General features: G+C 73.8%; 22 protein-coding genes. 9 read left to right on the forward strand and 13 right to left on the reverse strand.

Translation table 11 applies throughout. The features are described from left to right. Position 1: 1 nt before the first annotated feature. The gene (locus tag H2038_RS09255; RefSeq protein WP_292112033.1) at positions 2-859 is read right to left on the reverse strand and encodes a crotonase/enoyl-CoA hydratase family protein; all 858 of its coding nucleotides are present in this window, start codon (positions 857-859) and stop codon (positions 2-4) included. 2 nt (positions 860-861) lie between these two features. Then, positions 862-1974 (reverse strand): CoA transferase, encoded by a 1113-nt coding sequence (locus H2038_RS09260; protein ID WP_292112036.1) that lies wholly within the window; start codon positions 1972-1974, stop codon positions 862-864. 74 nt (positions 1975-2048) lie between these two features. Between H2038_RS09260 and H2038_RS09265 the strand changes: the two genes are divergently transcribed. From H2038_RS09265 to H2038_RS09280, 4 genes are all read left to right on the forward strand, one after another. Further along, positions 2049-2858, forward strand: a complete 810-nt coding sequence (locus H2038_RS09265) for a type IV toxin-antitoxin system AbiEi family antitoxin domain-containing protein (protein ID WP_292112038.1) — start codon at positions 2049-2051, stop codon at positions 2856-2858. Between the two features lie 100 nt (positions 2859-2958). Beyond that, entirely contained in the window at positions 2959-3306 is a 348-nt protein-coding gene (locus H2038_RS09270; protein ID WP_292112040.1) for a hypothetical protein, read from the forward strand. 100 nt (positions 3307-3406) lie between these two features. Next, complete coding sequence (locus H2038_RS09275; protein ID WP_292112043.1) at positions 3407-4555, forward strand: efflux RND transporter periplasmic adaptor subunit; 1149 nt, start codon at positions 3407-3409, stop codon at positions 4553-4555. Between the two features lie 2 nt (positions 4556-4557). Further along, entirely contained in the window at positions 4558-7722 is a 3165-nt protein-coding gene (locus tag H2038_RS09280) for a CusA/CzcA family heavy metal efflux RND transporter (RefSeq protein WP_292112045.1), read from the forward strand. A gap of 29 nt (positions 7723-7751) precedes the next feature. Here the strand turns inward: H2038_RS09280 and H2038_RS09285 are convergent, their stop codons facing one another. Then, a complete protein-coding gene (locus H2038_RS09285) occupies positions 7752-8669 on the reverse strand; it encodes an alpha/beta hydrolase (RefSeq protein WP_292112049.1) in 918 nt (305 codons plus the stop codon). Positions 8670-8772: 103 nt separating this feature from the next. Between H2038_RS09285 and H2038_RS09290 the strand changes: the two genes are divergently transcribed. From H2038_RS09290 to H2038_RS09310, 5 genes are all read left to right on the forward strand, one after another. Next, entirely contained in the window at positions 8773-9072 is a 300-nt protein-coding gene (locus H2038_RS09290; protein ID WP_292112052.1) for a hypothetical protein, read from the forward strand. Between the two features lie 104 nt (positions 9073-9176). Beyond that, on the forward strand, positions 9177-10061 hold the full coding sequence (locus H2038_RS09295) for an SDR family NAD(P)-dependent oxidoreductase (protein WP_292112053.1): 885 nt from the start codon (positions 9177-9179) through the stop codon (positions 10059-10061). Positions 10062-10063: 2 nt separating this feature from the next. After that, positions 10064-11107 (forward strand): serine hydrolase, encoded by a 1044-nt coding sequence (locus tag H2038_RS09300; protein WP_292112055.1) that lies wholly within the window; start codon positions 10064-10066, stop codon positions 11105-11107. Positions 11108-11200: 93 nt separating this feature from the next. Beyond that, entirely contained in the window at positions 11201-13807 is a 2607-nt protein-coding gene (locus H2038_RS09305; protein WP_292112057.1) for a TonB-dependent receptor, read from the forward strand. Positions 13808-13951: 144 nt separating this feature from the next. Then, the gene (locus H2038_RS09310) at positions 13952-15988 is read left to right on the forward strand and encodes an ATP-binding protein (protein ID WP_292112086.1); all 2037 of its coding nucleotides are present in this window, start codon (positions 13952-13954) and stop codon (positions 15986-15988) included. On the opposite strand, the gene gspM is transcribed toward H2038_RS09310, so the two are convergent. The 10 genes from gspM to H2038_RS09360 form a co-directional block, all read right to left on the reverse strand. After that, entirely contained in the window at positions 15989-16501 is a 513-nt protein-coding gene (gspM, locus tag H2038_RS09315) for a type II secretion system protein GspM (RefSeq protein ID WP_292112060.1), read from the reverse strand. It abuts the gene before it with no gap. Next, positions 16501-17601 carry a type II secretion system protein GspL gene (gspL, locus tag H2038_RS09320; protein ID WP_292112061.1) on the reverse strand — a complete coding sequence of 367 codons (1101 nt, stop codon included), beginning with the start codon at positions 17599-17601 and terminating at the stop codon, positions 16501-16503. Before gspL ends, gspM begins: the two co-directional genes overlap by 1 nt. After that, entirely contained in the window at positions 17598-18581 is a 984-nt protein-coding gene (gspK, locus tag H2038_RS09325; protein WP_292112063.1) for a type II secretion system minor pseudopilin GspK, read from the reverse strand. The genes gspL and gspK overlap by 4 nt, the downstream gene beginning before the upstream one ends. Further along, positions 18581-19174 (reverse strand): type II secretion system minor pseudopilin GspJ, encoded by a 594-nt coding sequence (gene gspJ / locus H2038_RS09330; protein ID WP_292112064.1) that lies wholly within the window; start codon positions 19172-19174, stop codon positions 18581-18583. Before gspJ ends, gspK begins: the two co-directional genes overlap by 1 nt. Continuing rightward, positions 19171-19533: a type II secretion system minor pseudopilin GspI gene (gene gspI, locus H2038_RS09335; RefSeq protein ID WP_292112066.1), complete on the reverse strand. Its 363-nt coding sequence runs from the start codon at positions 19531-19533 to the stop codon at positions 19171-19173. Before gspI ends, gspJ begins: the two co-directional genes overlap by 4 nt. Continuing rightward, entirely contained in the window at positions 19526-19990 is a 465-nt protein-coding gene (locus H2038_RS09340) for a GspH/FimT family pseudopilin (protein ID WP_292112069.1), read from the reverse strand. The genes gspI and H2038_RS09340 overlap by 8 nt, the downstream gene beginning before the upstream one ends. Continuing rightward, on the reverse strand, positions 19959-20417 hold the full coding sequence (gene gspG / locus H2038_RS09345) for a type II secretion system major pseudopilin GspG (RefSeq protein WP_292112071.1): 459 nt from the start codon (positions 20415-20417) through the stop codon (positions 19959-19961). Before gspG ends, H2038_RS09340 begins: the two co-directional genes overlap by 32 nt. A gap of 11 nt (positions 20418-20428) precedes the next feature. Next, the gene (gspF, locus tag H2038_RS09350) at positions 20429-21643 is read right to left on the reverse strand and encodes a type II secretion system inner membrane protein GspF (protein WP_292112074.1); all 1215 of its coding nucleotides are present in this window, start codon (positions 21641-21643) and stop codon (positions 20429-20431) included. Beyond that, positions 21643-23154, reverse strand: coding sequence for a type II secretion system ATPase GspE (gspE, locus tag H2038_RS09355; protein WP_292112076.1), 1512 nt, complete (start codon positions 23152-23154; stop codon positions 21643-21645). Before gspE ends, gspF begins: the two co-directional genes overlap by 1 nt. A 7-nt stretch (positions 23155-23161) precedes the next feature. Continuing rightward, the coding region (locus H2038_RS09360) for a secretin N-terminal domain-containing protein (RefSeq protein WP_292112079.1) at positions 23162-24319 on the reverse strand (1158 nt) is incomplete at its 5' end.

The following is a 24319-nucleotide window of genomic DNA, read 5'->3' on the forward strand; positions in this document are numbered from 1 at the left end:
GTCAGCCCCGCTTCGACACCTGGGTGGCGATCGGCTCCCCGCTGTCGCGCTCGGCCACCGCCTGCTTGAAGCCGACCTCCTGGGCCCGCTCGCGGAACCAGATCCCTTCCGGAGAATGGCGGGCCACCCCGTCGAAGAAGGTGGCCATCATCTGGGTCGAGTTCAGGCCCATGTTCTCGTAGGCCTGGTTGACCACCATCTTCGTCATCATCAGCTGGTTGCGCGGCACGCCCTGCAGGCGGCCGACCAGCCGGGCGATCTCGGCCTCGAAGCCGTCCTGCGGCGCCGCTGCGAGGGCCAGCCCCATGGCCTCGGCCTCCTTTCCGGTGATCACGTCCCCGGTCATCATCATCCGCTTCGCCGCCTGCGGGCCGAGGCGGTAGACCCACATGGACGGCGTCGGCACGCCCCACACCCGGGCCGGCGGATAGCCGATCCTCGCGTCCTCGGTCATGATCAGGAAGTCGCAACACAGGGCGATGTCCGAGCCGCCCGCCACGGCGGCGCCGTGCACGCAGGCGATGGTCGGCTTGCGCGCCCGCCACAGGCTCATGAAGTCCTGGGTGTTGCGCCACATCATGGCGAAGTCGAGGGTCGGGTCCCACGGCATGTCCTGACTGCCCGCCACCACGCCTTTGGCTTCGGCGTAGTCGACAAGGTCGTAGCCGCCGCAGAAACCGGGGCCTGCGCCCCGGACCAGGATCACATGGACGTCCGGGTCGGCCTCGGCCTGGCCGACGGCCCGGGCGATTTCCCCGGGCATGTGCTCGTCGATGGCGTTGAAGCGGTCGGGCCGGTTCAGGGTGATCGTCGCCACCCGGCCGTCGGTCGCATAGGCGATGGAGCGGAACTCGGACATGGTCAGGCCTTGCAGTGTTGGGCGGTGTGCTGCCCCAGCGAGGGGGCCGGGGAAGGCGAGCCGCGTTCGCCGTCGAAGCGGGCGACCGGCGACGGCAGCCGCACCCGGCCGACGACCGGATGGACTTGCTCGCGCCAGAAACCGGTGGCGGCGAGCTGGGGGTGTCGATGCAGGGCGGCGCCGTCGTTGACCCGGCCGCACGGCACGCCCTCCCCGCGCAGGGCGTCGAGCAGCCGCTCGACGGAGAGCGCCGCGGCTTGCGGCGCGGCGATCTCCCGCAGGGCCTCCCAGTGGCCGAAGCGGGAGGCCATGTCGGCGAAGCGCGGATCCTGCAGCAGGGCCGGAAGCCCCAGGGCGCGGCTGAAACCGGCGAACTCCGCGTTGCTCAGCATGATGGCCACCACCCAGCCGTCCGCCGCCCGCCACGGCCGGTAGATGGCGGCCACGTCGGGCATGGGCGAGGCCGGCTCCTGGAAGGCCAGCGCCGAGTGCATGTCGATCGCCCCGAAGGCGGCGGCGGCTTCCAGCATGGAGACGTCCACGGTGCGGGGCCGTCCATCCGCCGCCCGCGCCGCCAGAGCTGCGGTGATCGCCTGGGCCGCATAGAGGCCCGCCACCTTGTCGCAGAGATACTGGGCCGCCAGTCGCGGCTCCCCGAGGTCGTTTCGCCCGGCCATGGCGGCCTCGGCCTGAATGACCGGGTCGTAGGCGCGGTCGCCCGCCATGGGTCCGACGTCGCCGAAGCCGGAGATGCGGGCGATGATCAGGTCATCGCGGCGCGACCGCAGCGCCTCGGCGGTAACGCCGAGCTTCTCCATCACCCCCGGCCGGTAGTTGTGAACCAGGACGTCCGCGCCGGCCGCAAGGTTCAGCAGGGCGGCGACCGCCATCGGCTGCGTCAGGTCGAGCACGACCGACTCCTTGCCGGCGTTCAGGGCGAGGAAGGAGCCGCTCATGCCCTCGCGCCGCGCCCCGAGCGCCCGCGCCGTATCGCCGGCCGGCGGTTCGACCTTGATCACCCGCGCGCCCTGCTGGGCCAGCAGACTGGTGGCGAGCGGCCCGGCCACCACCGTGGTGAGGTCCAGCACGGCCACGGTCGAAAGCGGAGCGGTCATGGCGTCTCCTTCGATGATCCGCCACCATGCGGGCCAGTGACGAGAGTTTGTGACGTACTGTGACCGGAACGGACGTGATCAGCAACATTGTTTCGCCGCCCGATGCGCGGACCCTGGTGCTCGACCTGTTCGCCGCCCATCCCGGCGGCCGCTTCACCACGGCCGAACTGGTTCGCGCCGGGGGAATCTTCGGTCTCTCCCCGACGGCCGTGCGGACAGCCGTCGCGCGGCTCCGGCGCGAGGGCCGGCTCGCCGCGCTGAGCCGGGGGGTCTATGCGGCTGGACCCGCCGCCGACGCCTGGCGGCGTCGGGTGGAGGGCTGGCGGGACGCGCCGGGCCGCCGCACCGAATGGCGCGGCGGCTGGCTGATGGCGGCCGCCCGGCCGTCCAGCCTTGCGCGGACGGCCTGGCGTGCGACGCTGCGGGCCCTGGAGGTCGAGGGCTTTCGACAAACCCGGCAGGGCCTCTGGCTCCGTCCGGACAACCTCGTCGGCGGCCTCGAGGCCTGCCGCACCCGTCTGATCGAGTACGGCGCCGCGCCCGGCCTGATGTCCGCCCGCCTCGACGCCCTCGACCCCGGCTCCGCCAGGGCCGTCCCCGGGCTGTGGGACGCCGCCGCCCTGGCGGAAGCCCGCCGCGCCCTGCTCGAGCGGCTGCGCCAGAGCCTCGAACGCCTGCACCAGATCCCCGCCGACGCGGCGGCGCGGGAATCGCTCACGGTCGGCCGCTCCGCGGTGCGGGCCATCGTTCGCGATCCGCTTCTGCCCGACGAGTGGGAGGACGCCCCGTCGCTCGCCGACCTCGTTGCGGCCATGGAGCCGTACCAGGGCGCCGGCCGCGCGATCTGGCTCGCCTACCTGGGCCGCGGCGCGTCGACGGATTGACCGGGCCGCGTGCGGGCGCCGGCGGCGCGCCGTGCGGCGACCTGAAGCACCGTCCGCCGGATCGGCGACTTCGCGGGTCAAAGCTGGTAGGACCGCCTCGATGCTCCAGCCCATGTGGAACATGATCAGGCGGGTCGGGTTCGTCGGCGGAATGCTGCTGGCCCTGGCCTTCGCTGCGCCGGCGCTGGCGAGCCACGCCTGCGCCAGCGACCTGGCGCCGTCATGGGGGCAAGCGACGGCGAGCGCTCTCGCCCATGGCGAGGCCCAGTGTCCCGATTGCGGGCCCGCTTGCGCCAACGGCTGCTGTCACGCACCGCATGTGGCGACGCCGCCGAATGCGGTGATCGAGTCGAAAGGTCCGCAGTTCGCGGCGCCTGTCGCCTGGGCGCATATGACCGGGCGGCCGCTGGATTCGCCCGCGGGCCCCGACCGGCCCCCACGCCTCTGATCCTCGACCGGGCAACGCCCGGACCTGCCTGAGCAACGCCCGGCCTCGCGGCCGCGCGTCCTGAACTCTGGGCCCGGCTCGCGTCGGGCGAGGATCCAACATGCAAATCCAAAGACACTGGCTGATGACCGGCGCCGCCGTCATCGCCGCCGTGGGCGTGGGCTTCGGCGCCGCCCAGTTCATGAACCGGCCCGCGAAGACGGAGGCCGGCCACGCCGAACAGGATCAGGCCGGAGGCGCGGTCGAGGGCTTCGTCGCCCTGCCGCCGCAGCAGGCGGCCGAGGCCGGCGTTTCGATCATCACGCTGCAACGGGGCGGGGGAACGGAGCTCAAACTGCCGGGCCGCGTCGATTTCGCTCCCGGCGCGGAAGCCGCCGTCGACGCGCCGCTCGCCGGCGCAGTGGCGCGAGTCCACGTCGGGCCGGGTGACCGGGTGTCGGCCGGCTCGCCGCTGGTCACCCTGCGCAGCCCCGACGGGGCGGCTTCTCGCGCCACGGCGGACGCCGCCTCGGCCGCCGCAGACGCCGCCCTGGCCGCCGAGCGCCGGGACAGAACCCTCTTCGAGCAGGGCTGGATCTCGCAGGCCCGGCTCGACATGACCGCAGCCGAAGCCCGTCGCGCCGAGGCCGAACTTCGGGCGGCGCGCGCCCGAGTCGGCGCCTACGGCGCGCCCGGCTTCAACGGCATGACCGTGGTCCGGAGCCCGATCGCCGGCGTCGTCAGCCGGCTGAGCGCCGCCCCCGGCCAGGTTCTGCACGAGGAAGCGCTCCAGGTCGCCGCCGTCGCGGATCCCCGTCGGGTCGAACTCGTCTTCGAGGCCCCGCCCTCCGCGGCCGTTCTCCTGAAGGTCGGCGACCGGCTCGAAGGCGCGATCGCCGGCGCCCGGGCCGTCGCGGGCGTCGTGACGGCGATCGCGCCGGCGAGCGAGCGCGGCGTCGTCATCGTCCGCGCCCGCGCGGATGGCGACGTGCCGCCCGCCGGGACGGTGGTGTCAGCGCGGATCCCGGTCGGCGCGGGGACCGGCGCCTTCGTCGTCCCGCTGGACGCGGTCCAGACCCTCGAGGGCGTCCAGTCGGTCTTCGTCGCGGAGGAGAGCGGCTTCCGCGCCCGCCCTGTCGTGACCGGCCGCACCTCCGACGGACGGATCGAGATCCTGTCCGGCCTGACCGGCTCCGAACGCATCGCCGGCGCCGGCGCCTTCCTGCTCAAGGCCGAACTGGCCAAGGGCGAGACCGAGCACGGACACTGATCATGCTGGACCGTATCATCGACAGCTCCGTCCGCTTCCGCTGGTTCGTCGTCGGGCTGGCCGTCGTTCTGGCGATTCTGGGCGGACGCGAGCTCCTGCGCCTGCCGATCGACGCTGTGCCGGACATCACCAACCGCCAGGTCCAGATCACCACCGTCGCCCCGGCTCTCGGCCCGGAAGAGGTGGAACGTCAGGTCACCTTCCCGCTGGAGACCGAACTGGCCGGGCTGCCCGGCCTGGTCGAAACCCGCTCCCTGTCGCGGCACGGCTTCTCCCAGGTCACCGCCGTCTTCACCGACCGGACCGACATCTACTTCGCCCGCAACCTGGTCAACGAAAGGGTGCAAGCGGCGCGCGAGGATCTGCCGGAGGGCCTGTCGCCGTCCATGGGCCCGGTCGTGACGGGTCTGGGCGAGGTCTACATCTGGACGCTCGACTTCACCGGCGCCGCCGCCCGGTCCGGCGTCCCCTATGTGACCGCCGAAGGCGAGCGGCTGGTCACCGATGCGGAGAAGGCCACCTACCTCCGCACGGTCCAGGACTGGATCGTGGCGCCCCAGCTCAAGACCGTCCCCGGCGTCGCCGGCGTCGATGTGCTGGGCGGCTATGTGAAGGAATACGCCGTCCATCCCGATCCCGGCCGCCTCGCGGCCTACGGCGTCGGGCTGGTTCAGCTGGTCGAGGCGCTGGAGCACGCCAACCGCATCGCGGGCGCCGGCTACGTCAATCGCGCCGGAGAGGCCTATATCGTCCGCGCCGACGCCCGGCTGAAGAGTCTGGAGGACCTCGCCCAGACGCCGATCCTGAACCGCGGCGGACAGGTGATCCGCGTCTCCGACGTCGCCACGGTCGAGATCGGCCGCGCGCCCCGTCTTGGCTCCGCCAGCGCCGACGGCCGCGAGACCGTCGTCGGCACCGCCCTGATGCTCCAGGGCGAGAACTCCCGCGAGGTCGCCCACCGGGTCGGCGAACGGCTCGAGTCGATCAAGGCCAGCCTCCCGCCCGGCGTCGTCCTCCGCCCCGAACTGGACCGCACGGACCTGGTCGAGGCGACGATCCGGACCGTGGAGCACAACCTCGCCCTCGGCGCCCTGCTGGTCGTGGCGGTTCTGTTCCTCGCGCTGGGCGCCGTCCGGGCCGCCGTCATAACGGCGCTGGTCATCCCGCTGAGCTTCCTGTTCGCGGCGTCGGCGATGAACCGGTTCGGGATCAGCGCCAATCTGCTGAGCCTCGGCGCCCTGGACTTCGGCCTGATCGTGGACGGGGCGGTGGTGGTCATCGAGAACACCATGCGCCGGCTCGGCCTCCGGCGCAGCGAGGCGGGGCGCGCGCTGACCGCGGCCGAACGGCTGTCGGTCGCGGCCGCCTCGGCGCGCGAGATGGCGCGGCCGGCGGCCTTCGGACAGGCGATCATCCTGCTGGTCTACGCCCCGCTGCTGATGTTCGAGGGAGTGGAGGGCAAGATGTTCGGACCGATGGCCGCGACCGTCATGCTGGCCCTGGGAGCGGCCTTCGTCCTCAGCTTCACCTTCGTGCCGGCGATGGCCGCGCTGATCGTGCGGGAGCCGAAGGCCGATCACGAGGAGACGCGTCTCACGCGGGCGGCCAGGGCGAGGTACGCGCCCTTGCTCGCGGCGGCGATCGCCCGACCCCGGATCGTCATGGCGGGGGCGGGCGTCGCCCTGCTGGCGGGGCTGGCCGCGTTCCTGATGCTGGGGCGGGAGTTCGTGCCTGAACTGGACGAGGGGGATATTCTGGTCCAGGCGCTGCGCGTGCCCTCGACCTCGCTCGAACAGAGCCAGGCCATGCAGTTCCGCGTCGAGACGACCCTCAAGGCCATGCCGGAGGTGGCGCGCGTCTTCACCCGCACCGGCACGGCGGAGGTGGCGTCCGATCCGATGCCGCCCTCGATCTCCGACACCTTCGTCATCCTCAGGGACCGCGAGGACTGGCCGGACCCGGCCCTGACCAGGAGCGAACTGGTGGCCCGGATGGAGCGACGGCTTTCGACCCTGCTCGGGGCCAGCTACGAATTCACCCAGCCGATCGAGATGCGGTTCAACGAGCTGATCGCCGGGGTCCGTTCCGACGTGGCGGTGATGATCTATGGCGACGACTTCCCGGCCATGGACCGGACCGCCCGGCAGGTGGCGGCTGTGTTGAACGGCATCGAGGGCGCCGCCGACGTCAGGGTCGAACAGATCTCCGGCCAGCCCACGATCACGGCGAGCGTGGACCGGACCGTCGCGGCGGCGCACGGGGTGCATGCCTCGGACGCGGCTGACGCCCTGGCTATCGCTCTCGCCGGTCGGGCCGCAGGACAGGTCAATGAGGGCGACAGACGGTTCGACGTCGTCGTCCGGCTGGGCCAAGACCTCCGCAACGATCCCATCGCCATGGAGCAGCTGCCGGTCATGTCAGAGAACGCCGAGGCCGGTGCGCCGACCGTGCCCCTTTCCTCGGTCGCCCGCTTCGACGTGGCCGAGGGTCCGAACCAGATCAGCCGCTCCAACGGCAAGCGGCGGATGATCGTGCAGGCGAACGTGCGCGGTCGCGACCTTGGCGGCTTCGTCGCCGAGGCGCAGGCCAGGGTCGCCGAACAGGTCCAGCCGCCGCCGTCCGGATGGATCGAATGGGGCGGCCAGTTCGAGAACCTGCAGCGCGCCTCGGCGCGGCTGGGGCTGATCGTGCCGCTCGTCTTCCTGACCATCGGCGGGCTGTTGTGGATGGCGCTGGGCAGTTGGCGTGACGCGGTGCTGGTGTTCGCCGGGGTGCCGCTGGCCCTCGTCGGCGGCGCCCTTGCTCTGGCCCTGCGCGGCATGCCCTTGTCGATCAGCGCCGCAGTCGGCTTCATCGCCGTCTCCGGGGTTGCGACCCTGAACGGCCTGGTTCTGATGCAGGCGATCCGGCAGCGCACGGCCGGAGGCGTGGAGCCGGCGCGGGCCGCGCTCGACGGCGCGGTCAGCCGCCTCCGCGCCGTCCTGACCACGGCGCTGGTCGCCGTGCTCGGGTTCGTGCCGATGGCCTTCGCCGCCGGCGCGGGCGCCGAGGTTCAGAAGCCGCTGGCGACGGTGGTGATCGGAGGTCTCACGACGGCCACGCTGCTGACCCTGATCGTCCTGCCGGTCCTCGCAGCAGCGTGGTGGAGGCGGAGCCCCCCTGCTTGAGCCGGCGCCTGCCTGGCGCCAGGCGTCCCTCAGCCCCGGCTCGCGGCGGCGAGCTCGTCGACGGCTGCGGCGACGTCCTGAGCGGCGAAGTGGTGGGCCATGTGGCCGAGGCCGGGCAGGTCGACGAACCGCGCCTCCGGCATCAGGGCGGCGAGGAGCCGCCCGTTCTGGCCGTTGCGAACGACCAGATCGCGATCTCCACCCAGGATGCGGACGGGAACCGTGCACCGCGGGGCCGCCGCCAGCAATCTGACCAGATCCGGCCCCGCCGCCAGGGCGTCCTCGCCGATCCTGATCCCGCAATCGCTTCGGCCTGCGAGGGCGAAGGGAAACTCCGTCTCCACCTCCCGCGGCATCTCCTGGGGCAGGTACATGGCCCGCCAGAGCAGGGGGAGCAGGGAGCGGTCGGTCGTTTCGCGCGCGCCCAGGCCGATCAGGTCGCCGACGAAGGGCGTCGCCCTCGGGCCGAACAGAGCGTGCTCGAGGCGAATCTCCGGGCGTCCCAGCGGCGCAATGGCGACGACGCCGCCGACCCGCTCCGGCCGGTCCAGGGCCATGGCCAGGGCGACCGAGGCGCCGAACGAGTGGCCGACGAGAACCGGCCGCTGAACCTCCATCGCCTGCAGCGCCCTGTTCAGCGCCCGCGCCTGGCGCCAGAAGCCGGCGTCCACGAACCGGCGCGAGGCGCTGCGCCCGCATCCGGGGCGGTCGAAGGCGAGAACCCTGTACCGGGACGCCAACGTCCCGCCCAGCGCGATGATCATGTCCTCAAGGCAGGTCAGAACGCCGTGGATCAGCACGACCGGCGTCCCCGCCCCGAGGCCGGCGAAGGCCAGGGACAGCCCGTCGCCGGCAGAGACGTGCGTCCGCTCCAGCTCCCGGCCCGGACGGTCGATCAGGGGCGGGGCCGAGGCGCGCGCGGCGGGGATCGTCTGCAAAAGGCTCACGGGGCATCCTCGTCCGTCCGGCTGAACAGCCCTGCATCGGGTTCGTTCCTCGCCCGCCGCCGGGCGCGCCGCGCCGAACGATCAGGCGCCCCGTGCGTGATATTTGCTCACCCGGGCGTGGATCGGCCCCGCGGAGATCGAGGCGGTCGTGACCGGCCCCCCTCCGGCTTCCCTTGCCGCGGCGATCGGGCGGCCGGATTCCGGGTGGGGCGAAGGGCCGGTGCTGGTCATCCGGCCCCGCGACCGGGACGGCGCTTCCGACGATGACATCCTCGCCCCGTTGCGCGGAAGGGTCGCTCCGTGGTGGTTTCCCGGTGGAGTGATCCGGCTGGAGCGCATGCCGCTGGCTGCGACCGGCAAGATCGACAAGATGCGTTCGAGGGTTGACCATGGCGCTTGCTGACAACCGAACCGACCCTGCGGCGCCGGGGGCGCAGGGCGCACGGTCCGCAGACGCCTGACCTCCGGGCCCGGCCCGACCACACCACCAACACACGGAGACACGGAATGAGCCTCGCAGGGCGGATCGCCATCATCACGGGGGCGGGCGGCGGACTGGGCCGTCAGCACGCCCTCTACCTCGCCCGGCAGGGCGCCCGGGTCGTCGTCAACGACCTTGGCGAGGCGGCGGCGGCGCAGGTGGCGGAGGAGATCCGGCAGGCGGGCGGCGAGGCCATGGCCGCGGCCGGCTCGGTCACCGACGAGGCGGCGATGGCGGCCATGGTGGAGGGGGCGGTCGCCTCCTGGGGCCGGGTCGACATCCTCGTCAACAACGCCGGCATCCTCCGCGACAAGAGCTTCGCCAAGATGAGCCTGGACGACTTCCGGCTGGTCGTCGACGTCCACCTGATGGGGGCGGCCATCTGCACCAAGGCGGTGTGGGAGCTGATGCGCGAGCAGCGCTACGGCCGCATCGTCATGACCACCTCGTCGTCGGGCCTGTACGGCAACTTCGGCCAGGCCAACTACGGGGCCGCCAAGATGGCGCTGGTCGGTCTGATGCAGACGCTGGCCATCGAGGGGGAGAAGTACGACATCCGCGTCAACAGCCTCGCGCCCACGGCGGCGACGGGCATGACCGCCGGCATCCTCCCCGACGAGGCGCTGCAGCAGCTCGATCCGGCGCTGGTCAGCCCGGCCCTGCTCCCGCTCGTCGTCGAGGACGCGCCGACGCGGGCCATCGTCTGCGCCGGGGCCGGCCACTTCGCCCGCGCGTGGATCACCCTCACGCCGGGCCAGTACATCGGCGGCGGCGACGATGCGGGCGAGCGACTCCGCGCCGCCTGGGAGGCCGTCTCCGATCCGGCCGGGTCGATCGCCCCGGACTACGGCTTCACCCAGGCCCAGCGCGAGGTCGCGAGCGCCGCGGCCCATGGGACCCGGACCTCCTGAGCATGCGCCGACCGACCCCCTCGCGCCGCGGGATGCTGGGCGGAGCCGCCGCCCTGCTGACCGGCTGCGTCAGCGGCCCCGGGCGGGGTCTGGCCGACGAGGGCGGGCTGCAGGCGGCGGCGGAGCTGGCCATCGCCCAGGCGAGCTCCGGCTTCCTCGCAAGGCGGGACGGCGAGACCCGGATCGAGCGCTACGCCGCGGGCTGGGGACCGGAGCGCCCGCGCGAGGTCGCCTCGGTCGCCAAGAGCTTCGTCGCCGTCCTGGTCGCCATGGCGGCGGAGGACGGCGCCCTCGCCGGCCTGGATCAGCCCGCCGCCGCCTTCATCCCCGCCTGGCGTGAGGATGCGCGCGCCGGGATCACCCTGCGCCACCTGATGAGCATGACCTCGGGCCTCGACGACAGGGGTCTGGCGCTCCGCAACGTCGCCGGCGACCAGTTCGCCCTCAACGCCGCCGCGCCCCTGCGCCACCCGCCGGGCGCGCGCTGGGCCTACAACACGGCCGCCTACCACCTGCTGTTCCACATCCTCGCCGCCGCGACGGGGGAGACGGTGGAGGCGTTCGCCCGGCGACGGCTGTTCGGCCCCCTCGGGATGAATCACACGACATGGATCACCTCGCCCGGAACCGGTCCGCGCGGGCCCGTGGTCAACTACTACAGCGCCGTCTCGACGGCGCGGGATCTGGCCCGCTTCGGCCGGCTGGTGCTGGACGGGGGGCGGAGCGAGGGCGGCCGCCTGCTCGGCGCCGACAGCCTGCACGCCCTGCTGGTCCCGTCGCAGGCGCTGAACCCGTCGTACGGCCTGCTCTGGTGGCTCAACAGCCGGCCGGGGAAGGACGCCTTCGGTCGTGGCGACAGCCTGCGCTTTCCCTCGGCGCCGTCCGACACGGTGGCGGCGCTCGGCGCCGGCGGGCAGATGCTGCTGGTCGTCCCGTCCCGCCGGCTGGTCGTGGTCCGGCAGGGAGATCCGCCCCCCTCCCCCGCCCTCGCGGACGAGCTTCTGGCCGCCGTGCTCCGCGCCTCGCCGGGCGGCGGCGGGGTCTGAACGCAAGCCGGGGCTCCGCCGGGCTGCAGATTGCGCTCCGGGACGAAGTCGGACATGGACCACGCCATGCGACCGCCGTTCAGCACACTCTCCTTGCTCTCTCTCGCTGTCTGCGGCGGGTTTTATTCCCCGGCGCACGCCCAGTCCGCCGCCGGCGATCCCGCCCGCCTCGACGAGGTGGTGGTCACCGGCTCGCTCATCCCCCGCCGCGACACGCCTGCGCCGATGGAGATCGTGACCCGTGGCGATCTGGAGCGTCGCGGGGTGCTCGAGGCGTCGGCCCTCGTCGCCCTGTCGCCGGCGAACTCCGGCTCCGAGTGGCAGGTCGACCAACTGAACGCGCCGCAGAGCTCCGGCACGGCCCAGTTCAACCTGCGCAATCTCGGGCTCGGCTCCACCCTCGTCCTCGTCGACGGCCGCCGCCAGGCGGTCAGCGCGGTCACGGCGACCGACGGATCGACCTTCGTCGACGTCAGCTCGCTCGTCCCGCTGATCGCCATCGAACGCATCGACATCCTCAAGGAGGGCGCCTCCGCCACCTACGGCTCGGACGCCGTGGCGGGGGTGGTCAACTTCGTCACCCGGCGGCGGGTGCAGGGCGGAGAGGTCCGGCTGCGCCACGGGGCCGCCGACGGCTCCGCCGAAACGACGCTGGAGGCGATCGCTGGCGGGCGCTGGCTGGGCGGCGACCTCGTGGTGGCCGGCGCCGCCTTCCACCGGGACTCCCTCGGCAGCGACGACCGCGCCTTCACCCAGGCCGCGACCCACGGCTTCGCCCCCTGGTCGGCGGTGACCAGCTACGGCCAGCCCGGCTCGTATTTCCGGCCATCGACCGGCGGCTTCGCCCCCGACCCGGACTGCGACGAGCCCGCCTTCGACAAGGCCTTCCGCACCTCGCCCGCCGATCCCTTCTGCCGGCTGGACTACTCCGACTTCTTCGACCTCGCGCCCGAGGAGGACCGCACCCAGCTGTACGCCAGCTGGCGCGGACCGGTGGCGGAGGGCGTCCGCCTGGGTCTCCAGGCCGGCCGGGCGGTCACCGACGTCACGGTGCGCCAGTCGCCGTCCCTGCCGATCCTCGCCGGCTCGCCGACCGTGCCCGCCGGCCATCCGGACAATCCGTTCGGCGAGGACGTGGTGTTCCGCGGCCGCCTCCTCGGGGCCGAGGCCGGGGCGTCGACGGCGACTTTCGGCTATGAGACGCGCCGCGCCGCGGCCGAGCTGGACGGTCCCGCCGGGGGCGGATGGACCTGGAGCCTCGCCGCCGCCTTCAGCCGCCAGACCGTGGCCTATGACAAGCCGGACGTGATCCGCAGCGCGCTGGAGAACGCCCTGCGCGGCCTCGGCGGCCGCGACTGCGACCCGGCCACGGGTGTGCCGGGCCAGGGCCCCTGCCAGTGGTTCAACCCGTTCGGCAGCGCCGTCCTCGGCACGGGCACGGCCAATTCGCCGGAGCTGATCCGCGACCTGACCGGCTCCACCGGCCTGCGCGGATCCTCCAGCCTCGCCACCTTCGACGCCCTGGTCGCCGGGCCGGCGGCCGAGGGCGGCTGGGGCGCGCTCGACCTCGCCTTCGGGGTCCAGACCCGCCGCACCGCCTTCCGTCAGGACTGGAGCGAGCTCGCCAACGCCGGCGAACTGCTGACCGCGGGCCTGTCACCCGACTTCAGCGGCTCGCAGACGGCCGCGGCCGCCTTCGGCGAGGCGCGGCTGGCGCTCGGCGAGCGCGTCGAGGCGCAGCTCGGGGCCCGCTATGAGCGGGAGGCCGGCGCGGAGTCGCTCAGCCCCAAGCTCGCCGTCGCCTGGCGGCCGGCCGCCGATCTGACGCTGCGGGCGTCCTGGGCCGAGGGCTTCCGCTCGCCGTCGATCTACGTCCGCGACGGCGCGCAGGCCTCGCAGCCCTCCGTCCTCGACGGCGGCGCCTTCGTCTTCGTCAACACGGTCACCCGCGGCGATCGCGGGCTGAAGCCGGAGCGCTCCCGGACCTGGACGCTGGGGGCGGTCTGGACGCCCTTCGCCGGCGTGACCGCCGCGCTCGACGGCTGGCGCTTCGCCTACGACGACCTCGTGGTGAAGGCCCCGGCCCAGCCGCTGATCGACCAGGCGCGGGCCGACGACCTCGCCGGCCGGGTCGGCACGGAGGCGCAGCGACGTGTCCACCGCGACGCCACCGGCGCGCTCAGCCTCGTCGAGCTCGACTTCATCAACGCCGCCTCGATCCGCACCAGCGGGCTCGACTTCAGCCTGCGCGTGGACCGCGCGACGCGGCTGGGCGCGATCCGGGCCTCGACCGACTGGACCTACGTCCACGCCTACGACATCCGCCTGGACGCCGCGGGTCCGGTCGTCTCCGGCGTCGGCTCGACCAACCTGTCCAACATCGGCCGTTCGCTCCCGCGCGTGCGGGGCGAGGCCGGCGTCGGCTGGTCGGGCGGTCGCTGGTCGGCCGACGCTCTCGCCCACTACGTATCGGGCTACCGGAACGACCGCGCCGGCGTCACCGACCCCGACATCGACGCCTGGCTCACCTTCGATCTGGTCGGGGAGGTCGAGCTGTCGCGCGGCGTCTCCCTCGCCCTCGGCGTGCGCAATCTCGCCGACGAGAAACCGCCGCTGGCGCAGTTCGCCCTCGGCTACGACCCCGCGGTGGCGGATCCCCGCGGGCGGGTGCTGTTTCTCTCCCTGTCCCGGAGCTGGTAGGTCGCCCGGGCAGCCGGGCGGCGCGGCAACGCCTTGCCCGACGGCGCGTTGTGGTGACGAGTTGAAAGTCCGGGGGCCCTCCTGCGCGAAGAAGCCGAAACGCCCGCCGGGAGTCCTGACGCAGCCGCCGATCTGCGACAGCTGATCGACGCCATCCCCGCCCTCGTCGCCTGGGTCGGCGCCGACGAACGGTACCGCTTCGTCAACCGCGCCTACGCCGGCTGGTTCGGCGACCGGCCCGTCGTGGGGCGGACCATCCGTGAAGTCGTCGGCGAAGCCGCCTATGAGCGGGTGGAGCCGTACATCCAGCGGGCGCTGGCCGGCGAGGCGCTCGCCTTCGAAAGCCGCCTGCCCTACGCCGAGGGGGCGCGCGAAGTGCGCGTCGACTACGCCCCCCGCCACGCTTCGGACGGGTCGCCGTCCGGGTTCTATGCGCTGGTCCGCGACATCACCGCCGCCCGCATCGCCGAGCGCGCCGTCGCCGAGAGCGAGGCGCGGCTGCGGTTCCTCGACGATCTCGGCCAGGCCGTGGCCGCGGAGACCAGCGCCGACGCCATTCTCGCCACCACCACCCGGATGGTCGCCCAGCACCTCGGCCTCTCGAACTGCGCCTACGCCGACATGGATGCGGACCAGGACGGCTTCACCATCCGCGGCGACTGGGCCGCTCCGGGGTCGCCCAGCATCGTCGGCCATTACCGCCTCGCCGACTTCGGCCGTCTGGCGGTGCAGGAGCTCGGGGCGGGGCGGCCGTTGATCGTCAACGACAACCTGCGCGAACTGGCCCCGGAGGAGGCGAAGACCTTCCAGGACATCGGCATCGCCGCCACCATCTGCATGCCGCTGGTCAAGGCCGGCCGGCTCACCGCCCTGATGGCCATTCACGACCGCGCGCCCCGCGTGTGGACCGAGCGTGAGCTGGCCCTGATCACCGAGGTCACGGAACGGTCCTGGGCCCACGTCGAGCGGGCGCGGTCGGAGTCGGAACTGCGGCGGCTGAACGCGTCGCTTGAGGCGCGGGTCGACGATGAGGTGGCGCGGCGCACCGAGGCCCAGGCCGCCCTGCTCCAGTCGCAGAAGATGGAGACCATCGGGCAGCTGACCGGCGGCGTCGCCCATGACTTCAACAACCTGCTGACCCCGATCGTGGGCGCGCTCGAACTGACGGTGCGGCGGGCGGAAGGGGACGAGCGGCTGCGGACCCTCGCCACCGGCGGCCTGCAGGCGGCGGAGCGGGCCCGGACCCTCGTCCAGCGGCTGCTCTCTTTCTCGCGCCGCCAGCACCTCGAGCCGCGCGTCGTCGACCTGCAGCTGCTCCTCGACGGCATGACCGATCTGATCCGCCGCTCCCTGGGGCCGCAGATCGAGCTCGACGTCCGCTGCGAGGCCGGACTGTTCGTGCGGGTGGATCCGCACCAGCTGGAGCTCGCTGTGCTCAACCTCGCGGTGAACGCCCGCGACGCCATGCCGGCCGGCGGCCGGCTCGACTTCCGGGCGTGGCGCGACTCGCGCCCGCTGGCCGGCGAGCCCGACTGGATCCACCTGGCGGCGGTCGACACCGGCTCGGGCATGGCCCCCGAGGTGCTGGAGCGGGCCGTCGAACCCTTCTTCACCACCAAGCAGGTCGGCAAGGGCACCGGTCTGGGCCTGTCGTCGGTGCAGGGGCTGGCGCTCCAGTCCGGCGGCGGCTTCCGCCTTGAGAGCCGGCCCGGCGAGGGGACGACGGCGACGCTCAGCTTCCCGGCCGTGGACGCGGCCCTGTACCGCGGCGTCGCGCCGGCCGCCCGGGTGCAGCCCGCGCGTCTCGACGGGCTGACCATCCTGCTGGTCGACGACGAGGATCTGGTGCGCGCCGCCACGGCGTCCATGCTGACCGGCGCGGGCGCGGCGGTGATCGAGGCCAGTTCCGGGCTTTCGGCGACCGGCATCCTCGGTCAGGGCGTGCGCCCCGACGTGCTGATCACCGACTATGCGATGCCGGGGATGGACGGCCGCGTCCTCGCCCGCGAGGCGCGGTCGCAGCATCCGGGGCTGCCGGTGCTCCTGATCACCGGCTACGCGCACCTGTCGGAGACGGGGCCGGTCCTGCCCAGGCTGGCCAAGCCCTTCACCGAGGCGGACCTGACCGCCGCCGTCGGTCGGGTGCTGCAGGAGACGACGGGCGGGCCCTCCGGCGCCTGATCAGGCCGTGGCGTCCCCCGTCTCGCAGGCCCCGTCGCGAATCCCGCCCTCGAGATTGACCGTGGCGTCGGCGTTCTCGACCACGCCGAGGCGACAGATCCGCAGGCCATGGTCGGCTTCCAGCGCCGACAGCCAGGCGAAGCCCGTCCCGCTGGGGACGGAGGCGACGCGGAAGGCCAGTCCCCCGTCCGGACCCATCGACAGATCGGCGGCCAGCCCCGCGGCCTCGGCCGTGCGCCGCACCAGCGGCTCCAGCCCCTCCGCCCCGGCCCGGCGGGGCCCCGACGTCTCCGGCGCCAGTCGCGCGAGGTCCCGCCGGGCCGCGGCGGCCTCGACCGTCGCCTCGGCCCGGCGCTCCGCGGCCGCCGAGCGCCAGTCCATCAGCGGCCGCACGAGACCCAGCCACGCCGCCGTGGCGACGAACAGCGCCGCCATCACCACCAGCAGACGCCGCTCGCGCAGCGTCCGCCCCTCCCACCACTGCGCCGCCGGCGCCGGAAGCCGCATCTCCATCACAGGGCTCCTATGGTGATGTCGCTGACCACCCGGCCGGCGTCGTCCGCGGTGCCGGTGACGGTCACCGACATCCCCGCCTCGATCATCGCGGCGCGCAGGGCCTCGATGTCCCCGTAGGCCGGATGGCTGACCGTCGCCTTCACCCCCTCGCCCGGATCGGCGATCAGAATGTCGAGTTCGGCTCCCTCGACCCGCTCCACGGCCGCGAACAGGGCGGCGGCCGCCGCGCTCACGCCGCCGGGCGGCGGCGCGACGCCCGCCTGCCGGCGCAGGTCGGCGGCCGGATCGGGCGAGTCGGCCAGCGCCGGGATGCGCGCCGCGATCGCCTCGCGGGTCTCCGCCCGCATCCGCTCCGCCGCCATGTCGTCGCGGAGCGCGCCGGCCAGCAGCAGCGCCAGCGGCGAGACCGCCACCGCCGCCGCGAGCGCCGCCGCCCGGCGCCAGCTCCCCGCCGGTCGCTTGCCGGCGCGAAGCCCGTCGAGCAGGTTCAGCGGCGGCCGCCGCGCGGCGGCGATCAGCCCCTGCTCGACCGCGGCGGGCTCGGCCACCGGCGTGATCGTCCGCCCGCCGGCCACCAGCTCCGCCAGCTCCGGCTGGACCGCGGCGGCGAAGCGGCGGCCCCTCAGGGCCAGGCTGCCGTCAAAGGTCACGGCGTTCAGCGCCCCCTCGTCCTCCGGCTCCGGCACCGTCAGCACGTCGGGCAGCACCACGTCCGGGGCGGCGCCGAGGCTCTCCAGATGATCCACCCACGCCTGCAGCAGCGGACGGCTGACCACCGCCGTCAGCCGCGGCTCGCCCGGCGGCGGCGCCTCCCCCACGGCGACGACCAGCCGGTCGCCCGGCGCGGCGACGGTCTCGCGCAGGGCCCAGGCCGCGGCGGCCCGCACCTGCGCCGGCGATCCCGGCGGCAGCTCCAGCCAGCGCACGGTGACGTCCGCGCCCGGTGCGACGGCGACGGTGCGCATCGGCTCCAGCGCAAGCGGGCGTTCGGCGTCCAGCAGGCCGCGATCGCGCACGCGCCCGTCCTCGCCGACCACCAGCCAGGGGGCGGGATCGGCGCTGTGCGCCGGGATCAGGATCAGGCGGATCGGCTTCATTCGTCGGGAGTCCAGCGCTGGATGACAGTGCGCACCGCGCCGTCGCCGGGCGCGTGCAGAAGGGCGGTGCGCACGGCCCGCAGGCCGGCGAGCTCGACGTCGATGCGCACCTCGAAGAAGCGGGTCTGGACGGTCAGCTGCTCGTCCGCCGCCGTCGGCAGCGCCGCCGCCCCGGGATCGGCGCGGAAGGCGGCCACATCCCGCCAGCCGGCGGCCGGGCGGCGCTCGATCAGCCGCCGCGCCTCCGCCGCCGGCAGGGCGCCGTCCGCGAGCATCACCAGCAGCGGCGCCTGGGCCGGGCTCAGGGTGTTGACGTTCAGCATCGCGGGCCGGGTGGTCGGCAGGGCGCACAGCCAGGGTCGCAGGCGCCGGTACAGGGCGGGGTCCATGCCCTGCACCGCCCTCAGCTCGCTGACCTCGGCCAGCATCACCCCGGCGGTCCGGTACGGCTCCGCCAGGCCGGCGTAGGCGCCGTCCTCGGCGCCGAGGGGCCGCGGCTCGGAATCGGCGTCCATCCAGTCGACCAGGGCGTCGGCCACGGCGCGCATCCGGCTCTCCGGCGCCCCGACCGCGCGGCCGAGCGCGAGGAACTGCGCCACCCCCTCCGGCCGCGCCGTCAGGTCCTCGCCGATGCCCTGCACCACGCTGTTCAGGTTGAAGCAGGCCTGGCCGTCGGCGACCACGGCGCTGAGCGCGCCGTCCTCCAGCGGAAAGTCGAGCCGACGCCCGTTCCACTGCGGCTGCACCGGGGTGCGCGCCGGATCGGCGGCGACCAGGCGGCCGATCTCGCGTCGGGCCAGAAGCTCCGCCCCGGCGGCGTACCACTGGGCCTGGGCCTGCCGCTCGACGTTGCTGGTCCGCCGCACGGAGAAGCGCACGTCGTCCAGCAGGGCCGCCGCCACCGCCGCCATCACCGCCACCAGCAGCAGCACCGTCAGCAGCGCCATGCCCTCGCGATCGCGCTGTCGCCGCCCGGCCATCAGACGCCGCCGACCAGGAACAGCTGATCCATCGGACCGAAGCCCTCCAGCGTCATGCGCAACCGCACGGCGTCGGGCAGCGGCCGCTCCGGGGTGGTCAGATAGGCCGGCGCCTCGGCCCCGTCGCGTACGAAGCTGACCGACAGGTCGCGCACCCCCCGGTACAGCACCTGCGGCGGTCCCGGGCGGCTGCCGTCGAGATGGCCCGACACCCGGCGCTCCAGGCGGCCGTCGACCAGCCGGTACTCGACCCGCTGCAGGGAGGGGCGCGGCCGCTCGCCGGGATTGCTCCAGCCGGCCCGGACGAGGGTCAGCACCGGCTCGCCCGGCGCGCCGGCGCCGGTCATCGGCTGCGGCATCGGCCGGCCCGTCGGTCCGCGGGCGCGGCGCGGGGCCGCCTGTCCGATATCCGCCCGCAGCAGGCTGCGCAGGCGCTGCAGGTCGGCGGTGCGCTCCGTCGCCGCCTTGACCGCGAAGCGCGTGTCGATCGAACGCGCCAGCACGGCCGTCCCCGCGGCCGCCAGCAGGGCGAAGATCGCCAGCGACACCAGCACCTCGACGAGGGTGAAACCGGCCCGGTCGCCGCCGCTCATGGCGCCCGCTCCACGAACAGGGTGCGGTCCGCGGCCAGTCCCTCGTCCGTCGACACGCGGATGTCCACGCGCAGCAGGCGCGGATCGTCGGTGGCGGCCACCGTCCGAGTCCAGCGCCAGGGCCGGTCGGCGAGGGTCGCCGCGCCGTCGGTGACGCCCTCGGCGAGGGCCGGCGCGATCGCCGCCTCCACCGCCAGGTTCTCCGCCACCACCCCGCCCAGGGTCCGGTCCGCCACCCGCGCCGCCGACCGCGTGCTCTCGCCCGTGAGGTTGAGCAGGGCCATGGCCGCGAGGCTGAACACGGCCAGCGCCACGAGCAGCTCGACGAGGCTGAAGCCGTCCCGCCTGCAATCAATCATTGATCGACACCTCGCCGGCCCCGTCCACGGCCACGCGCACGCCGCGGCCGTCGCGCGTCAGCGCCAGCTGCGCCGGCTCGGCCGCGCCGGTCGGATCGAAGCTCACGCGCAGCGGCGGCTCGACCGGGGCGGCGGTCACGCCGTCGCTCCACCGCTCGGCGCGGAACGGGCCTTCGGCCAGCGGCGACCAGCCGGCCCCGTCGAACACCGAAAAGGCGTAACCGGCCGCCGTCGCCTCCACGGCGACGGTGCGGTTGGTCAGGATCGCCTCCTCCCGCGCGCGCTGCAGGCGGGCGGCGAACCGCTCCGCATCCTCGCCGGCCGAGGGGCGGGGGTCGGGCATCGTCAGCACCACGGCCCCGGCGGCGAGGCCGATGATGGCCACCGTCATCAGCAGCTCCACGAGGGTGAAGCCGGCCCGGGGCTCAGACCTGCCAGTTGCCGAGGTCGGCGTCATCGCCCTCGCCCCCTTCCCGGCCGTCGGCCCCGAAGGACCAGACGTCGAACTGGCCGCCGTGCGCGCTGTTGCGGCGGTACTGGTAGGGATTGCCCCACGGGTCCTCGGGCAGGCGGCGGACGTAGCCGCCCTGCCGGTAGCGCTCGGGTCGGGCCAGGCCGGACGGCGCGGCGACCAGCGCCTGCAGCCCCTGGGAGTCCTCGGGGAAGGTCAGGTTGTCGAGCCGGTAGGTCTCCAGCGCCTGCTCCAGCACGGCGATGTCCGCCCGCGCCTTGCCGACCATGGCCTTGTCCTGGCTGGGCAGGACGTTGATCGCCACCACCGTGGCCAGCAGGCCGATGATGACGATGACCACCATCAGCTCGACAAGGGTGAAGCCGGCGCGCTTGCGGCGGCGGGCGGCGGCGGCCTGTTTCGGTTGGGTCATGGCGGGCTCCTTCAACTCAGGGCCAGGGTGTTGATCTGCAGGATAGGCAGCAGGATCGAGAGCACGATGAGCGCCACGACGCCGCCCATGACCACGATGATCGCCGGCTCCAGCAGGCTGAGCATCACCGCGGTGAAGGTCGAGAACTCCCGCTCCAGGTAGTCGGCGGCGCGTTCCAGCATCGGCTCCAGCCGGCCGCTGCTCTCGCCGGAGGCGGTCATGTGCACGAGGATCGGCGGGAACACCCCCGCCACCCGCATCGCCGCCGACAGGCCGCCGCCTTCGCGCACCGCCTCGGCCATGCGCTCGGTGGCCTGGCGCAGGGCGCGGTTGTGGACCGTACGGGCGGTGATCGTCAGCCCCTCCAGCACCGGCAGGCCGGCCGCCAGCATGGTCGACAGCGTCCGCGCCATCCGGGCCCCGTGCAGGTCGCGGCTCAGCCGCCCGACCACCGGCAGCCGCAGCACGGCCGTGTCCACCCGCAGGCGGAAGGCCGGATTGCGCAGGCCCAGCGCCAGCCCCGCGGCGGCCAGCACGACCAGCAGGACGCCCAGCCAGCCCCAGTCCCGCATCAGCCCGGACACCCCGATCACCAGCCGCGTCAGCAGCGGCAGGGTCTGGTTCATGCTGTCGAACTGGTCGACCACCTTGGGCACCACGAAGGTCATCAGCGCGGCGATCACGCCCAGGGCGACCACCGCCAGCACCGCCGGATACACCAGCGCCGTGATCACCTTGCCGCGCACCTGCTGGTCGCGCTCCAGACCGTCGGCCAGCCGCTCGAGGATCGGCCCCAGCGCGCCCGACGCCTCTCCCGCCGCGACCATGGCCCGGTACAGCGGCGGGAAGGCCGCGCCCTGCTGGCCCATGGCGTCCGACAGGCGCCGCCCCTCGAGCACCCCGGTGTGCACCCCGTCCAGCACCCGACGGACGATGGGCCGCTCGGCCTGCAGGGCGATGCTGCGCAGCGCCTCCTCGATCGGCGCGACCGACACCAGGGTGGCCAGCTGGCGCGTGGTCAGGGCGAGGGTCCGGGAGTCGAGCCGCAGCCCGCGCGTCGCCCGCTTCGGTCCCGACGCGGCCCGCGCCTGGCCGGCCGTGACCTGCAGCGGCAGGAGCCGGCGGCGCCCCAGCGCCGCCCGCACGGCCGCCTCGTCCGCCGCCGTCAGCGTGCCGGTCACCGTCCGGCCGCCGGCGTCCGCCGCCACATAGTCGAACACCGCCATCAGGCCGCCGCCCCGGCTTCCGCCCGGCCGCCGTCCTCGTCCGCCTGCTGACGCGTCACCCGCACCGCCTCCTCGACCGAGGTGACCCCGGCCTGGACCAGCGCGCGGGCCCGTTCCGACAGGGTTCCGCCGCGGTCGAAGGCGGCGGCCACGATGGCCTCCTCGCCGGCCTCGGCCGCGATCAGTCGCCGGATCCGGTCGTCGACGCGGATCACCTCGTAGAGGCCGGCCCGGCCGACATAGCCGGTGTGGTTGCAGTGGGCGCAGCCGTGCGCCCGCCACACCGTCTGCCCGACCGGCACGCCCGCCAGCCGCGCCGTGGCCGGATCGGCGGACTCCGCCTGCCGGCACTCGCCGCACAGCCGGCGCACCAGCCGCTGCGCCACCACCAGCCGCAGGGTCGAAGCGAGCAGGAAGGGCTCCACGCCCATGTCGCGCAGCCGCGTCACGGCGCCGACCGCGTCGTTGGTGTGCACCGTCGACAGCACCAGGTGGCCGGTCAACGAGGCCTGGACGGCGATCGCCGCCGTCTCCACGTCCCGGATCTCCCCGACCATCACCACATCAGGGTCCTGGCGCAGGATGGCCCGCAGCCCGGCGGCGAAGGTCATTCCCACCCTGGCGTTCACCTGGGTCTGGCCCACCCCGTCGATGGCGTACTCGACCGGGTCCTCGACGGTCAGGATGTTGCGCGTGGCGTCGTTCAGCAGCGACAGGCCGGCGTACAGCGACGTGGTCTTGCCCGAGCCGGTGGGACCGGTCACGAGGATGATGCCGTTGGGCTCGCGCAGCGCCGCCTGGAAGGCCTCCAGCGCGTCCGGCGCCATGCCCAGCTGGTCCAGCCGCAGCTCGGCCTGGTCCTTGTCGAGGATGCGCAGCACCACCCGCTCGCCTCCGCGGGACGGCAGGGTCGAAACCCGCACGTCCAGCGACTTGCCGCCCAGCGCCAGCGGGATGCGGCCGTCCTGCGGCGTGCGCTTCTCGGCGATGTCCAGGCGCGCCATCACCTTGATGCGCGACACCAGCAGCGGCGTGATCCGCGGGCTCAGCGAATGGGCCTCGCGCAGGACGCCGTCGACACGCATGCGCACCGTCAGGGCGCTCTCGAACGGCTCCAGGTGGATGTCGGAGGCGCCGAGGCGCACGGCTTCGGCGATGATGCCGTTGATCAGCCGGATCACCGGCGCGTCGTCGGCGCTGTCCAGAAGGTCCTCGGCCGCGGGGATGTCCTCGATCAGGCTGTCGAGCCCCGACGGCACGTCGAAGTCATCGCCGCCCGCGGCGCGCAGGCTGTCGTCGGCGTAGGCGCGCGACAGCTGGCGATCGAACGCGGCCTGCTCCAGTCGCTCGACCCGCAGCGGACGTCCAAGGGCGCGACGCGCCTCGACCAGGGCCAGGGGATCGGCCCCCTCCCGCAGCCCCACCACCGCCACCTCGCCGGCGTCCAGCAGCACGACGCCGTGGCGCTTGGCGAAGCCGTAGGGCAGGTCCGGATTGACCACGGTGATCATGGCCGCCTCATTCCCCGACCGGCGGCAGCGGCGAGATGACGATGTCGCCCGGCGCCGCGAGGGGAGCCGGCGCGGTCGGCGGCTGGGTGCGCATGTATTCGCGCAGCATCTCGTCCAGCCCGGGCTCGCGGTCGGGCGCATTGTTCAGCTGCTGCTGGCGCATGTAGCCCCAGCGATCGGCGCTCAGCTGCTGGGCGTCGGCCTGGCTGCGGATGATGGTCGGGCGGATGAAGACCATCAGGTTGGTGCGGCCCCGCTGCCGGCTCGTCGACCGGAACAGCGCCCCCAGCCCCGGGATGTCGCCCAGCCCCGGCACCTTGTCGATCGCCAGGCGGTCGTTCTGGTCGAGCAACCCGCCGGCCACGGCGATGTCGCCGTCGTCGACCACCAGCGTGGTCTCCAACTGGCGCTTGTTCAGCACCAGGTCCGTGGCCGCGTCGGTCAGCACCCCGTTGATGCTCGACACCTCCTGGCGCAGGAACAGGGTGATCGAACCGCCGGCGTTGATCTGCGGCCGCACCACCAGCTTCACGCCGATGTCCTGCCGCTGCGTGGTGCGAAACGGATTGGAGTTGCCGTCCAGCAGCGTCTCGCCCGTGGTGATCGGCACCTCCTGGCCGACCAGGATGGTCGCCTCCTCGTTGTCCAGCGTCATCAGCGACGGGGTCTGCAGCAGGTTGGAGCCGTCGTCGGTCTTGGCCGCATTGATGATGAAGCCGAACAGGCCGTCGCCGATGCGGCCGCCGCCGCCGCCGATGAAGCCGTTGGCCCCCAGCAGGCTGTTCAGGGCGAGGTTCTGCAGCTGCTCCCGCAGCGGGTCGTCCTCGTCCAGCTGGCCCGCCCCGACGCCGCCGGCGATGGGGACCAGCGGCGCGGCGCTGTCGGAATAGTTGGTCAGGCCCAGCGGATTTCCGTCCTCGCCGGCGAGCAGCCACTGCACGCCCAATTCGCGCACGGCGTTGTCCGACAGCTCGACGACGATCGCCTCGATCAGCACCTGCTGGCGCCGCTGGTCCAGCTGTCGGATCACCTCGGCCAGCATGCGCTGGGTGTCGCCCGAGGCCGAGATCACCAAGGCATTGGCCCCGGGGAAGCGGGCGATGGTGGCGCGCTGGCCCGGCAGGGGCGCGGCCGGGGCCAATGCCTTGGTGATCTCGGCCTCGGG

The organism is Brevundimonas sp. (assembly GCF_013912005.1).
Classification (GTDB): Bacteria; Pseudomonadota; Alphaproteobacteria; order Caulobacterales; family Caulobacteraceae; genus Brevundimonas.

Excerpts from the sequence above, each read along its gene's own strand:
- gspF (WP_292112074.1), bottom strand. The coding sequence starts at position 21,643 with ATGGCGGTGTTCGACTATGTGGCGGCGGACGCCGGCGGCCGGACGGTG.
- gspG (WP_292112071.1), bottom strand. The coding sequence starts at position 20,417 with ATGACCCAACCGAAACAGGCCGCCGCCGCCCGCCGCCGCAAGCGCGCC.
- gspJ (WP_292112064.1), bottom strand. The coding sequence starts at position 19,174 with ATGAGCGGCGGCGACCGGGCCGGTTTCACCCTCGTCGAGGTGCTGGTG.
- H2038_RS09260 (WP_292112036.1), bottom strand. The coding sequence starts at position 1,974 with ATGACCGCTCCGCTTTCGACCGTGGCCGTGCTGGACCTCACCACGGTG.
- gspE (WP_292112076.1), bottom strand. The coding sequence starts at position 23,154 with ATGATCACCGTGGTCAATCCGGACCTGCCCTACGGCTTCGCCAAGCGC.
- H2038_RS09275 (WP_292112043.1), top strand. The coding sequence starts at position 3,407 with ATGCAAATCCAAAGACACTGGCTGATGACCGGCGCCGCCGTCATCGCC.
- H2038_RS09300 (WP_292112055.1), top strand. The coding sequence starts at position 10,064 with ATGCGCCGACCGACCCCCTCGCGCCGCGGGATGCTGGGCGGAGCCGCC.
- H2038_RS09255 (WP_292112033.1), bottom strand. The coding sequence starts at position 859 with ATGTCCGAGTTCCGCTCCATCGCCTATGCGACCGACGGCCGGGTGGCG.
- gspK (WP_292112063.1), bottom strand. The coding sequence starts at position 18,581 with ATGGCCGGGCGGCGACAGCGCGATCGCGAGGGCATGGCGCTGCTGACG.
- gspL (WP_292112061.1), bottom strand. The coding sequence starts at position 17,601 with ATGAAGCCGATCCGCCTGATCCTGATCCCGGCGCACAGCGCCGATCCC.
- H2038_RS09270 (WP_292112040.1), top strand. The coding sequence starts at position 2,959 with ATGCTCCAGCCCATGTGGAACATGATCAGGCGGGTCGGGTTCGTCGGC.
- H2038_RS09280 (WP_292112045.1), top strand. The coding sequence starts at position 4,558 with ATGCTGGACCGTATCATCGACAGCTCCGTCCGCTTCCGCTGGTTCGTC.
- gspM (WP_292112060.1), bottom strand. The coding sequence starts at position 16,501 with ATGGAGATGCGGCTTCCGGCGCCGGCGGCGCAGTGGTGGGAGGGGCGG.
- H2038_RS09295 (WP_292112053.1), top strand. The coding sequence starts at position 9,177 with ATGAGCCTCGCAGGGCGGATCGCCATCATCACGGGGGCGGGCGGCGGA.
- H2038_RS09340 (WP_292112069.1), bottom strand. The coding sequence starts at position 19,990 with ATGACGCCGACCTCGGCAACTGGCAGGTCTGAGCCCCGGGCCGGCTTC.
- gspI (WP_292112066.1), bottom strand. The coding sequence starts at position 19,533 with ATGATTGATTGCAGGCGGGACGGCTTCAGCCTCGTCGAGCTGCTCGTG.